General features: G+C 69.6%; 9 protein-coding genes. 5 read left to right on the top strand and 4 right to left on the bottom strand.

Going from position 1 to position 12,411, the window contains the following annotated elements:
* Positions 1-130: 130 nt before the first annotated feature.
* Positions 131-715, bottom strand: coding sequence for a YiiX/YebB-like N1pC/P60 family cysteine hydrolase (locus tag LGM42_RS03085; protein WP_226231536.1), 585 nt, complete (start codon positions 713-715; stop codon positions 131-133).
* A gap of 120 nt (positions 716-835) precedes the next feature.
* Between LGM42_RS03085 and LGM42_RS03080 the strand changes: the two genes are divergently transcribed.
* The 4 genes from LGM42_RS03080 (at position 836) to LGM42_RS03065 (ending at position 3,494) form a co-directional block, all read left to right on the top strand.
* A complete protein-coding gene (locus tag LGM42_RS03080) occupies positions 836-1,573 on the top strand; it encodes a helix-turn-helix domain-containing protein (RefSeq protein ID WP_059582244.1) in 738 nt (245 codons plus the stop codon).
* Between the two features lie 76 nt (positions 1,574-1,649).
* Positions 1,650-2,636 (top strand): pca operon transcription factor PcaQ, encoded by a 987-nt coding sequence (gene pcaQ, locus LGM42_RS03075; RefSeq protein ID WP_226222358.1) that lies wholly within the window; start codon positions 1,650-1,652, stop codon positions 2,634-2,636.
* A gap of 127 nt (positions 2,637-2,763) precedes the next feature.
* Complete coding sequence (locus LGM42_RS03070) at positions 2,764-3,123, top strand: type II toxin-antitoxin system RelE/ParE family toxin (RefSeq protein ID WP_099317895.1); 360 nt, start codon at positions 2,764-2,766, stop codon at positions 3,121-3,123.
* Positions 3,124-3,197: 74 nt separating this feature from the next.
* A complete protein-coding gene (locus LGM42_RS03065; protein WP_006479223.1) occupies positions 3,198-3,494 on the top strand; it encodes an XRE family transcriptional regulator in 297 nt (98 codons plus the stop codon).
* Between the two features lie 87 nt (positions 3,495-3,581).
* On the opposite strand, the gene LGM42_RS03060 is transcribed toward LGM42_RS03065, so the two are convergent.
* From LGM42_RS03060 to LGM42_RS03050, 3 genes are all read right to left on the bottom strand, one after another.
* Positions 3,582-4,856: an APC family permease gene (locus tag LGM42_RS03060; protein ID WP_226231535.1), complete on the bottom strand. Its 1,275-nt coding sequence runs from the start codon at positions 4,854-4,856 to the stop codon at positions 3,582-3,584.
* Between the two features lie 141 nt (positions 4,857-4,997).
* Positions 4,998-9,461, bottom strand: a complete 4,464-nt coding sequence (locus LGM42_RS03055) for a DEAD/DEAH box helicase (protein ID WP_226231534.1) — start codon at positions 9,459-9,461, stop codon at positions 4,998-5,000.
* A gap of 268 nt (positions 9,462-9,729) precedes the next feature.
* Positions 9,730-10,254, bottom strand: coding sequence for a metal-dependent hydrolase (locus LGM42_RS03050; RefSeq protein ID WP_226231533.1), 525 nt, complete (start codon positions 10,252-10,254; stop codon positions 9,730-9,732).
* A 398-nt stretch (positions 10,255-10,652) separates the two neighbouring features.
* Here LGM42_RS03050 and ggt point away from each other — a divergent pair, with 398 nt between their 5' ends.
* Positions 10,653-12,374, top strand: coding sequence for a gamma-glutamyltransferase (gene ggt / locus LGM42_RS03045; RefSeq protein WP_011547886.1), 1,722 nt, complete (start codon positions 10,653-10,655; stop codon positions 12,372-12,374).
* The last annotated feature ends 37 nt before the right edge of the window (positions 12,375-12,411 follow it).

Raw genomic sequence — 12,411 nt, 5'->3', positions numbered from 1 at the left:
TCCGGCGGAAAAAAGCGATCGGGCTTCGCGTCGTCGGCGACGACCCCGTGCACGGCCCTCCAGCCAGCCCGTCACTGTTTTTTTGTCGTTCGTTCTCGTTGTTATCCGGTCTCCCCGAGCGTGCCCGTCGTCATGGACGGCCGGGATCGAGCACGATCCCGTCGAATTCGAGCGCCAGCGCGCCGCTGCGCAGCAGGGCCGCGGGTGTCGCCGCGTGGCCGGCGCCGAGCACCTCGGTCACGTACCGCGAGCAGAAGCCACGCCGCGCCCGCGGCTTGAAGCGACTGCCGAGCAGCGCATCGATCCGCTGTTCGGCCAGCGCATGCGCGTGGCGCTGCGCGTCGGCCGACGCCGCCGCGACACGGCGCGCCAGTGCGATGCGTCCGCCGTCGGTACGGGCGACGAAGCGCGACAGCGGCGTGAGCTTCGTCCACGCGAACGCCGCCGGCTCGGCGATCACCGGTTCGTCGCCCGACGTATCGACGACGATGCCGAAGCGATTGGCCCATGTGCCCGATGTTTCGACCGAGCCGTTCGCACCGGCGGCGGCATCCGGCGCACCGGCCGGCACGCGGATGAACACCAGATCGCCGACATGCGCGCTGGCGGCCAGCGTGCGCACGGTGGCGAGCGGCATCGCGCGATCGGTGCCGCGCGCATCGCGCGGTGCGGTGTGGTGCGGTTCGCAGGCTGCTGTGTCGATTCGGATGGTCATTTCGGCTCCGTCGTTGCGTGACAGGACGGAGCGGATTATGCAGACAAGTAACCCAAAGTGCTGATGTGGATGCGCGAGTGGCCTAATATTCGACCTCGAGCATCATTTTTCGATACCGCCATGACCGAGACCGCCCAACTCATCGAAACGCTGAAGCGCCAGTTGAAGGCGCAGGGCATGACTTACCGGGACGTCGCGCGTGCGCTCGACGTCTCCGAGACGAGCGTGAAGCGGCTGTTCGCGAGCGGCCGCTTCACGCTGGAGCGCGTCGTGGAGATCGCGCAGTTGCTCGGCTATACGCTCGCCGAGCTCGTGCAGGAGGCGTCGGCGTCCGCGCCGCGCCTGCGCGTGCTGACCGAGCAGCAGGAGGCGTTGCTCGTGTCGGACGAGAAGCTGCTGCTCGTCGCCGTCTGCGCGATCAACTACTGGACCGTGCAGGACATCGTGTCGGCCTACCGTCTCACGCAGGCCGAGTGCGTGAAATACCTGCTGATGCTCGACCGGATGAACGTGATCGCGCTGCTGCCCGGCGACCGGATTCGCGTGCGCGTCGCGCGCGATTTCGACTGGCTGCCGGGCGGGCCGATTCGCCGCTACTTCCATGCGCACGTGCTCGACGACTTTCTCGGCAGCCGCTTCGACGGCCCGGGCGAGACGATGACGTTCCTGCAAGGGATGCTGACGGACGCGGCCGCCGCGGAGCTCGAACAGGAACTGCGGCGGCTTGCCAGCAAGGCGGCGGCGCTGCATGCGGAGTCGTCGTCCGCGCCGCTTGGGCAGAAGCACGGCACGGCGCTGCTGATCGCGAAACGGATCTGGGAGCCGACCGGATTCCACGCGCTGCGGCGTCATGCCTGACGTCGCCGGAAAGCTTGGGCCTTTCCGGAAAGTTATGCAAAATGGCGATTCATCGTCATTCGCATAACCATCCGTTATGAACAACCGTATCGCCGACGGCCGCGTCAAATTCCGTCACCTGCAGTGTTTTCTCGCGGTCGCGCAGCTCGGCGGCGTGCAGAAGGCGGCCGAAAGCCTGTCGATCACGCAACCGGCCGTGTCGAAGACGATCGCCGAACTGGAGACGATTCTCGGCGTGAAGCTGTTCGAGCGCGGCCGGCACGGCGCGCAGCCGACCCGCGAAGCGCAACTGTTCATGCCGCACGCGAACGCGTGCGTGCTGGCGCTGCGGCAGGGCGTCGGGCTGCTGGCGCGCGAGGGCGGGGCCGCCGCCGCGACGCTGGAAATCGGCATGCTGCCGACCGTCGCGGCGTCGCTCGCGCCGGCCTTGATGAAGGCGCTGACCGCACGCTGGCCGCGCATCGTCGTGCGGATCGCGACGGCCGCGAACGCCGACTTGCTCGAGCGCCTGAAGTCCGGCGCGATCGAATGTGCGATCGGGCGGCTGTCGGAGCCCGAACGGATGATCGGGCTCGCGTTCGAGCAGTTGTACAACGAGCCGCTCGCCGCGGTCGTGCGCGCCGGGCATCCGCTGCTCGCGAGCGCGGCGCCGGCCACCGAGCTCGCACGCTATCCGGTCGTGCTGCCGCCGTTCGGCACGTTGATCCGCCAGTCCGCCGAGCAACTGCTCGGCGCATGCGGCGCGCCGCCGCTCGATTCCTTCATCGAGGTGCTGTCGGTATCGGTCGCGCGCGCGCTGGCGCTCGAGAACGACGCGGTCTGGTTCGTGCCGCTCTATGCGGCGGAATACGATCTGTCGGCCGGCGCGCTGGCGCGCCTGCCGCTGCCGTCGGCGGGCACCGACGAGCCGGTCGGGCTCGTGCTGCGCACCGATGCGCAGCCGTCGCCCGTCGCGCGGACGCTGATCGACGCGGTGCGCGACATCGCACGGTCGCGGTTCGGCGATGCGCGAGCGCCTCGGGCGCCACGCGCGGCGCGCAAGCCTGCTCGCGACAAGCGTTGATCCATCGGGCCTGACGATGCGCCGGACCCGATCTCCGTTCTTGCCGCGGGATCGGCCATCCGGTCAGTAGCCGTCATCGGGGTGCTTGGCATATCGTACCGTTTTTGATACGATGGACGACAAGACGATGGCGAGACAGCAGATTCAGGTCACGCTCGGCGTGCGGTTCTTCCGGACGGCCCGCGGCAACGAGCCGGTGCGCGAATGGCTCAACGCGCTCGGGCAAGCGGAGCGAAGGGCGATCGGCGAAGAGATCAAGACCGTTCAACTCGGCTGGCCGCTCGGCATGCCGCTGGTCCGGAAGATGGCGAAGGATCTGTGGGAGATCCGCGTTGCGGTGCCGGGGCGAAGCGCACGCGTGCTGTTCACGGTCGTCGGCGACACGATGGTGCTGCTGCACGGCTTCTTCAAGCAGTCGCGGGCCACGCCGTCGGACGATCTCGACGTCACCGTCGCGCGCCTGAAAACGCTGACGCGCGCCATTTGAATTCCCCGGTTGCGCCGGAACGCACCGTCTCCGACGGTCGGGCAGCCGGCAACGCCATGCACCTGGAGTACGACATGACGACCACGAACAATCCGTATATCGGCAGCGATTTCGACGCCTTCCTCGAAGCGGACGGCAACCTCGAAGCGGCCACCGCCACCGCGATCAAGCGCGTGATCGCTTGGCAGATCGGGCAGGAAATGAAGGCGCAGCACATCACGAAAACGGCGATGGCCGCGCGGATGAAAACCAGCCGCGCCGCACTCAATCGCCTGCTCGACGAAACCGACACGAGCCTCACGCTGGCGACGCTCGCGAGCGCGGCCGCCGCGCTCGGCAAACGGCTCAGCTTCGAGCTCGTGCCGGCCTGAGCGGCGCGAACGAACGGCGCGCGGCCGGATCGACGAGATCGTTCACGCGGCGAGTTGTCGAGCGCCGGCCCGCGTGCGCATGCCGGGTCATCGACGCGCTCGGGTGATCTGCAGATACAGCAACGCGCCGCCCGCGAGCAGCAGCGGGCACAGGAAATACCAGCCGGTCGTCACGAACAGCCCGGCCACCGCAATCAGCGAAATCCACGCGCAGCGGTACGCGATCCCGCCGCGCGGCAGCAGCTTCAGCGCGGCCGCCGCGCCGAGCCCGTACACCATCACGAAACATCCGGACGTCACGAGCACGAGCGGCTTCGGCCCGACGTCCGACAGCGTCGTGGCGGCCAGCGCGATGGCCGCGAGCACGGCAATCACGCCGAGGCTGCGGCGCGGCACGCCGCCGACCTGGCTGCCCTGCGCGAGCCACGCAGGCAGCGCGCCGTCGCGTCCGAGCGCCGCGCCGAGCTTCGCCGCGCCGGCAAAATACGCGTTCATCGTGCCCAGCGTGAGCAGCAGCGCGGCGGCCGCCGCGAGCACCTGCGCATGGCCGCCGATGCCGCCCGCGATCAGTTCGGCGAGCGGCGCGCCCGATGCGCCCGCGGAAGGCCCGAGCACCGTCACGCTCGCGGCGGCGACCGACAGATACAGGAACCCGACGACCACGACCGCGATGCCGGCCGAACGCGGCATGTCGTGCGCGGGCCGGCGGAATTCGGCCGCGAGATGCGTGATCGCTTCCCAGCCGGCGAAGCTCCATACGAGCAGCGCGGCGGCCTGGCCGACCGCGAGCCAGCCGTGCGGGGCGAACGGATGCAGGTTCGCGGTGCGCGCATGCGGCGCGGATGCGAGCACTGCGGCGAGCAGCAGCGCGACGAGCAGCGCCGACAACACGAGTTGCATGCGGCCCGACACGGTAACGCCGAATGCGTTCGCGGCCGATACGACGGCGATCAGCGCGGCGGCCGTGACGATGATCGTCGTGTGTCCGCCGCCCGTGACAGCGGCGACGTAGGCACCGCCGAACATTGCCGCGGCCGGCGCGCCGGCCGGCACCGCGAAATAGAAGCACCAGCCGACGACGGCCGCGGCCTTCGGGCCGAATGCGCGCCGCGCGTAGGTCGACACGCCGCCCGCATCGGGATAGCGGGCGCCGAGTGCGGCGAAGGTGGCCGCGAGCGGCCCGGACAGCACGACGAGCGCGGCCCACGCGAGCAGCGAGGCCGGCCCCGCCACGTCGGCGGCGAGCGCGGGGAGCGCGATCACGCCGGTGCCGAGCACCGCGCCGATATAGAGCGCGGCGCCCTGGAAAATGGTCAGCGAACCCGCGTGATGGGCAGCGGGCGAATCGGCATGCGAACGCATGAGCGGCAGTCTCCGGAAGGTCTTGTTTTGTGTGGGCGACGCGCGGAAGTTCGCGCGGTCGATCGTTCGATGCTACCCGAACGAGGGTGCCCGCGCGGCGCGGCGATCAGTAGTCGGGTGCCGCGTGCGTGTCAGCCGATGTCAGCAGGAACGCGCGAGCCGCAAGCGTGCCTCCTCGCGCGCGGCGGGCGACAGGTCGGGCGCGTAGTGGAACGTACCCGATACCAGCGATGCGACGGGCACGCCGTCGCGGAACAGCACGCGATTGCCGGCGAGCGCCGGTACCTTGTCGCCGGGCAACAGCGTGCCGGCGAGATTCAGCGGATCGGCGCCCGTCACGCAGATGTACTGTCCGTCGCCCGGTTGCCGCCGCAGTTCGCGCAGGATCGGGATGGCCTCGGGCAGCGCGAATTGCTCGCCCGCGAGCCCGGCGACGAAGCGTCCGCCGCGAATCTCGCCGCGTGCTTCGAGGCGCTGCAGCACGCGCACGAGTTCGCGCCAGCTCGGCAGCCAGTCGGCTTCGCGTTCGAGCAATCGCCAGAACACGACGCCGTAGCGGCGCAGCAGCGTCCATACGATATGTTCGAGCGCGTCGGGATCGGTCGTGGCGAGGCCGCGTTTCGCCGCCGGCGCGCCGCCGTCGGGCCGCGGATGACGCTGCACGAGCGCCCAGCGGCCCGCGTCGTCCATCCCGCCGATCAGTGCGCCGCCGCGCCGCGTGCGCGGCGCATAAGTCGCGCTGCGCTTGACGGCCGGCTTCAGCAGCGCGCGCAGGCCCGCGTAGCTGTCCGCATTCACGAGGCCGGCCGACACCAGTTCGCCGAGCGCCTGTTCGAGTTCGACGGGCAGCATGTGCAAATCGTCGAGCAGCGCGTCGAAGAACATCGCGCCGTGCGCGGCGAGCGCATCGCGCACTTGCGTGGCGCGTGCGGACAGCGTCGGTTGCGCATCGGGATCGCGCAGCGCCTGCCATGCAGAGAGATGGCGGCGCGGCAGCAGCACGATCGGCGTCGTCTTCACGGGCGTGCCGGCCGCGCGCGCCGGCGCGCCGATGCGCGTCCACACCAGCTTGCCCGAGCGGCACAGCTCGTCGAGGCCGCCCGCCGTGTAGTCGGTGAGCCGCGCGGGCAGCAGCGCGTCTTCCCACGCGCTCGCCGCCGCCTCGTAGCCTTCGAGCTGTTCGACCACGGTCGCCAGCGCGTCGCGGCCGGCGCCGCGCGTGTCGGGTGCCAGATGTTGCCAGTGGAACAGGAAGCGCATGAAATCGGCGCGTTCGACCGGCTCGATCTCGCGGCGCAGCCGCTTCACCGTATAGCGATGAATGCGCGCGAGCAGGTGGCGTTCGCACCATTCGTCGGTCGCCGCGCCCGGCGTGAAGCGGCCGCGCATCACGTAGCCTTCGCGCTCCAGCGCCGCGAGCGCCGTCGCGATCGACGCGGGCGGCAGGCCGAGCGGCGCGGCGATCGCATCGAGCGTCAGCGGCCCGAAGCCGGTGAGCCGCGCGCGGATCACGTCGACGAGCGCCGCATCCGCTTCCCACGGCTGCGCGCACGCGGCCGGCACCTTGAGCGTGGGTGTCGCGGGGGCGTCGGGATGCAGCGCGCGCAGGCAGACGAGCCGCTCGACCGGCACCCACAGCGCGGCACCGCCCGGCGTCGCGAGTTTCGTCGCGCGGCGGCGTTCCGCGAGTTCCGCGAGTCGCTCGGGCCAGCCCGCGTGCGCGTGCGCCTCGCCGTCGGCCACGCACGCGAGGGTGAGCAGTGCGTCGTGCATTTCGTCGGCGTCGCGCACGAGCGGCCACGCTTCGTCGCGCACCGCGTCGATCGCGTCGGCGTCGAGCGCGCCGAGATCGTCGGCCGATTCGGGATCGCTCCAGCGGCGCGACTGCACGGCCTGCGTGCGGCGCTCCTCGAGCGGCGCATCGTCGAGGAACGCGTAGGGCTTCGCGTTCAGGATCTCGGCCGCGAGCGGGGACGGCGCGGGCAAGTCGCGCGCGACGAGCTCGATCGCGCCGCTTTCGATCCGGCGCAGCAGCGCGAGCCAGCCGTCGGTGTCCATCGCGTCGTGCAGGCAATCGTCGAGCGTCTGGTCGACGAGCGGGTGATGCGGAATCTCGCGTTCGCCGACGATGTTCTCGAGGCACGCGACCTGATCGGGGAACACCGTCGCGAGCAGGTCGTCGCTCTTCATCCGCTGCAGTTGCGGCGCGGTGCGCCGGCCGCCGGTGAAGCGCGGCAGCGCGAGCGCGGTGGTCGCGTTCCAGCGCCAGCGCACGCCGAACATCGGCGCGTCGAGCAGCGCCTGGATCAGCACGTGTTCGGCGCTGGCCGAACGCAGGTAGCGCCACACTTCGTCGAGCGCGAAGCTGTGCGCGAGCGACAGCGACAGGATGATCGCGTCGTCGGTCGCGGCGGCCTGCAATTCGAAGTTGAAGCTGCGGCAGAAGCGCTTGCGCAACGCGAGCCCCCAGGCGCGGTTGATCCGGCTGCCGAACGGCGAATGGATCACGAGCTGCGTGCCGCCCGATTCGTCGAAGAAGCGCTCCATCACGAGCGTGTCCTGCGTCGGCAATGCGCCGAGCGCGGCGCGGGTGCGGGCGAGGTAGTCGGCGATCTGGCGCGCGGCGTCGGGCGACAGCCGGAGATCGTCGACGAGCCAGCGCAATGCGGGCGCGAGGCGGCTGTCGCTGGGGGCGAGCGCGGTGGCGGTTGAGGCTTGTGCGTCGGCTTCCGCTTTCGCATTGCTCACCGTGTTGCCGCCCGCGCGCTTGCGCCCGGCGGCGCCGGCCTGCCGGTCGCCTTCGGCGAACAGCGCGTCGAGCCGCGCGCGCAGCCGGCCGACCGCCGCCGACAGCTCGTCGCTGCGCCCGAGTCCTTCGCCGAGCCAGAACGGAATGCCCGGCGATTGCCCCTGCGCGTCCTCCACGCGCACGCGGCCCGTTTCCACGCGAATGATCCGGTACGACTGATTGCCGAGCTGGAACACGTCGCCGGCCAGGCTCTCGACCGCGAAATCCTCGTTGACGGTGCCGACCTGGATGCCCTGCGGTTCGAGCAGCACCGCGTAGTCGGCCATGTCGGGGATCGTGCCGCCGGAGGTGGTCGCGGTCATCATCGCGTTGCGGCGGCCGCGCACCGTGCCGCCGACCACGTCGCGGTGCAGGTACGCGCCGCGCACGCCGCGACGGCTCGTGAATCCCTCGGCGAGCATCTTCATCACTTCGTCGAAGCGTTCGCGCGCCAGCCGCGCATACGGCGCGGCGCGCGTGAAGCTCGCGTACAGCGCGTCCTCCTGCCACTCCGTGCACGCGACTTCGGCGACGATCTGCTGCGCGAGCACGTCGAGCGGCGCTTCCGGAATCCGCAGCGCATCGAGTTCGCCGCGTCGCACGCAGTCGAGCAGCGCCGCGCATTCGACCAGTTCGTCGCGCGACAGCGGAAAGAGCCGCCCCTTCGGCACGCCGCCGACATGGTGCCCCGAGCGGCCGACGCGCTGCAGGAACGGCGCGATGCCGCGCGGCGAGCCGACCTGGCAGACGAGATCGACGTCGCCGATGTCGATGCCGAGTTCGAGCGACGCGGTCGCGACGAGCAGCTTCAGTTCGCCGCGCTTCAGGCGCTGCTCGGCGTCGAAGCGGTGCTCCTTCGCGAGACTGCCGTGATGCGCGGCGATCGCGTCCTTGCCGAGCCGGTCGGCGAGATGGCGCGCCATGCGCTCGGCCGTGCGCCGCGTGTTGACGAACACCAGCGTCGTGCGATGCGCGGCCGCGAGCCCGGCGATGCGGTCGTACACCTGTTCCCATACGTCGGTCGCCATCACCGGTTCGAGCGGCACGTTCGGCAGTTCGAGCGCGAGATCGCGCTCGCGCGTGTGGCCGGTGTCGACGATCGCGCAGTCGCGCGGCGAGTCGGCCGGCCCGCCGACGAGAAAGCGCGCGACCGCGTCGATCGGCTTTTGCGTGGCCGACAGCCCGATGCGCGGCAGCGCGCGGCCGACCAGCGCGTCGAGGCGCTCGAGCGACAGCGCGAGATGGCTGCCGCGCTTGGACGACGCAAGCGCATGGATTTCGTCGACGATGACCGAGCGCACGTTCGACAGCATCTGCCGCCCCGACGTGGACGACAGCAGTACGTACAGCGATTCGGGTGTCGTGACGAGGATGTGCGGCGCGCGCTTGCGCAGCGCGGCGCGCTCGGCCTGCGTCGTGTCGCCGGTGCGTACCGCGGTGCGGATCGCCGGCACCGGCAGGCCGAGCTGCGCGAGCGATTCGGCGATGCCGGCGAGCGGCGCGTCGAGGTTCACGTGGATGTCGTTCGACAGCGCCTTCAGCGGCGATACGTAGACGACCAGCGTCGCGTCGGGCAGCGTGCCGTCGTGCGCGAGCGCATCGCGCACCAGTTCGTCGAGCGCGCACAGGAACGCGGTGAGCGTCTTGCCCGAGCCGGTCGGCGCGGCGACGAGCGTCGAGCGGCCGGCCTTGATGTGCGGCCACGCGAGCGCCTGCGCGCCGGTCGGCACGGCGAACGTGCGCGTGAACCACGCGGCGACGGCCGGGTGGAACACGTCGAGCGCACGGGCGGCGGGGTGGGGAGCTGTGACGTCCATCGGAGCGTTGAAATAGGGTGCGAGCGTGCGGACACATCGCACGCGAATCGAATCGTCAGTGTGCCAGACGCCGCGCGGGCGTGCGGGGCATGCGTGCCGACGATTCCAATGCAGATGGGGGCCTGCACCGCGCTTTCAATGGACGGAAAGTTGCGTACCCGTCGGCACGCCGAGCGCGCGCTGAATTGTGTCGAATTGCAACTTGGGGGCGAGCCCCACGGCTGAATTTTCCGAAACACGGAACGTGCGTTACCAGCGCGAACCGTCCCTAGACGCGATGCAGCCAGCCGAGCCAGTGTTGGACCAGCGGCGCACGCGACCACAGCGACTGCGCGAGCCACAGCGTGCCGGCCCATGCGGCGGCCACGACGATCAGGTCGCAATGTCCGCTGTTCCACAGGTTCAGCGAATGGCGCCGCCAGATCCACGGTACGCCGAGCGGATTGGGCCAGTCGGCGAGCAGGTGCATCACGCCGCCGCAGGCGAAGCCGAACAGCGGCGCGGCCCACGTCGGATGCGGATGATGGACGAGTCCGTGCCACCCGAGCGCGAGCAGCGCGATCCAGCCGATACCCCAGTGCGTGATGGTGCGATGTGTGATCCACAGCCGGCGCTTGCGGGTCCACCAGGCGACTTCGAGCCAGTCGGGCGCGGTGCCGCCCGCGACGCCCGCCGCGAACGCGGCAAGCATGCCCGAGTGCCACGGGCCGGTCGCGCCGGTTTGCGCGACGAGGATGGCGGCGGCGACGCCGGCTGCGAAGCCGGATGCGTGATGCGCATTGTGTGAGGCCATAGGGAGCGAGACGAAGAAACGTGAAGCGGCGCGTGCACGAAACGATGATGCGGCGCGCAAGCGGGGCGCTATCTTCGCAGATCGAACTGTGCAGCGGGCGGCTGGTTCGCAGATTTTTTCGCACCCGCTGCGGGGCCGGTCGTATGGTTCGCAACTTTCGGTTTTGTGCACTCCGCGCCGGCGCGCGTCGCCGACGATGCCGAACGATGCCCGGGCGCGTCGCGGCGCCGCAACGCGACCGCGCGCACGCAATCGGCACGCTTTCGTCGCACCTCACGTGTTCGACCCTTTTTGTCCCCCTATACTACGAAGCCGGCATATGGCCGTCGGCGCGCCGGCGGCCATCCACGGATCAGGTGCTTTTCCTGCCTGAAGGAGATCCACATGGGGGACATGCAATGACTACGCTGAATCGCTTCAAATCATCCGCCGCCGTGTTGGCGACGGTGGCCGGCATCGGCTTCCTGCCGAATGCGCCGGCCTACGCGAAAGGGCCGCAGCCCGCGGTCCTGACGAGCTCCGCGGTGGCGGTGGCCGACAAGTACAGCGCGGATGCCGCGGAGCGAATCTTCAAGGAGGGCGGCAATGCGATCGACGCGGCCGTCGCGATCGCGTTCACGCTCGCCGTCACGTACCCGGAAGCCGGCAACATCGGCGGCGGCGGCTTCATGACGATCTACAAGGACGGCAAGCCCTACTTCATCGATTACCGCGAGCGCGCGCCGCTCGCCGCGACGAAGGACATGTACCTCGACAAGGACGGCAACGTCGTCAAGGGCATGAGCCTGTACGGCCCGCGCGCGGTCGGCGTGCCGGGCACGGTGGCGGGCATGTGGGAAGCGCAGAAGCGCTTCGGCAAGCTGAAGTGGAAGCAGGTGCTCGCGCCGGCGATCCACTATGCGCGCGACGGCTTCGTCGTCGATGAGCAGCTCGCGCAGCGCGGCGTCGACGCGTCGAAGGAATTCGGCGGCAAGACCAATTTCGACAAGTACTTCTCCGGGCTGAAGGCCGGCGCGAACTTCAAGCAGCCCGATCTCGCCGACGTGCTGACGCGCATCGCGGACGGCGGCGCGGAAGGTTTCTACAAGGGCAAGACGGCCGAGCTGATCGCCGCGTCGATGAAGACCGGCGACGGCAACGGGCTGATCACGACCGAGGATCTCGCGCAGTACCGCGCGGTGTGGCGCCAGCCGGTGCAGGCGAAGTGGAACGGCTACGACGTGATCACCGCGCCGCCCCCGAGTTCCGGCGGCATCGGCCTCGTGCAGTTGCTGAAGATGAAGGCCGATCTCAAGCAGGACTTCGAGGGCGTGAAGCTCAACTCGCCGCAGTACATCCATCTCGTCGCGGAAATCGAGAAGCGCGTGTTCGCCGACCGGGCGCAGTATCTCGGCGATCCCGACTTCTACAAGGTGCCGATCGCGCAGTTGACCGACGACGCATACATCGCGAAGCGCGCGGCCGAAGTCAACCCGAAGGAGCCGTCGGATACCAAGAGCGTGCAGCCGGGCCTTGGCACGACGATGCCGGAGAAGGCCGAAACGACGCACTTCTCGGTGGTCGACAAATGGGGCAACGCGGTGTCGAACACGTACACGATCAACGGCTATTTCGGCTCGGGCGTGATCGCCGACGGCACGGGCATCGTGCTGAACGACGAGATGGACGACTTCTCCGCGAAGCCGGGCGTCGCGAACATGTTCGGCGTGGTCGGCAGCGACGCGAACGCGATCGAACCGAAGAAGCGTCCGCTGTCGTCGATGTCGCCGACGATCATGACGAAGGACGGCAAGGTGTCGCTCGTGATCGGCACGCCGGGCGGCTCGCGCATCTTCACATCGATCTTCCAGGTGATCAACAACATCTACGACTTCAAGATGCCGTTGAAGGAAGCGGTCGGTGCGATGCGATTCCATCACCAACTGCTGCCGCCGAACACGATCTTCTGGGAGCCGTACCACCCGATCGAAGGCGAACTCGCGAAGCAGATCGAGGCGCGCGGCTATACGCTGAAGGGGCAGGATTTCAGCGGCGACATCCAGGTCATCAAGATCGACGGCAAGACGCCGGAAGCGATGGCCGATCCGCGCGGGCGGGGCGTGACGCGGATCATTCGTTGAGGTGACGTTGACGTGAAGCGATGCGTGCGCGTCGGCG

Source organism: Burkholderia sp. AU39826, assembly GCF_020419965.1.
Taxonomy (GTDB): Bacteria; Pseudomonadota; Gammaproteobacteria; order Burkholderiales; family Burkholderiaceae; genus Burkholderia; species Burkholderia semiarida.
This window is presented reverse-complemented; position numbering and strand designations above follow the sequence as displayed.

Excerpts from the sequence above, each read along its gene's own strand:
- LGM42_RS03085 (WP_226231536.1), bottom strand. The coding sequence starts at position 715 with ATGACCATCCGAATCGACACAGCAGCCTGCGAACCGCACCACACCGCA.
- LGM42_RS03080 (WP_059582244.1), top strand. The coding sequence starts at position 836 with ATGACCGAGACCGCCCAACTCATCGAAACGCTGAAGCGCCAGTTGAAG.
- pcaQ (WP_226222358.1), top strand. The coding sequence starts at position 1,650 with ATGAACAACCGTATCGCCGACGGCCGCGTCAAATTCCGTCACCTGCAG.
- LGM42_RS03070 (WP_099317895.1), top strand. The coding sequence starts at position 2,764 with ATGGCGAGACAGCAGATTCAGGTCACGCTCGGCGTGCGGTTCTTCCGG.
- LGM42_RS03065 (WP_006479223.1), top strand. The coding sequence starts at position 3,198 with ATGACGACCACGAACAATCCGTATATCGGCAGCGATTTCGACGCCTTC.
- LGM42_RS03060 (WP_226231535.1), bottom strand. The coding sequence starts at position 4,856 with ATGCGTTCGCATGCCGATTCGCCCGCTGCCCATCACGCGGGTTCGCTG.
- LGM42_RS03055 (WP_226231534.1), bottom strand. The coding sequence starts at position 9,461 with ATGGACGTCACAGCTCCCCACCCCGCCGCCCGTGCGCTCGACGTGTTC.
- LGM42_RS03050 (WP_226231533.1), bottom strand. The coding sequence starts at position 10,254 with ATGGCCTCACACAATGCGCATCACGCATCCGGCTTCGCAGCCGGCGTC.
- ggt (WP_011547886.1), top strand. The coding sequence starts at position 10,653 with ATGACTACGCTGAATCGCTTCAAATCATCCGCCGCCGTGTTGGCGACG.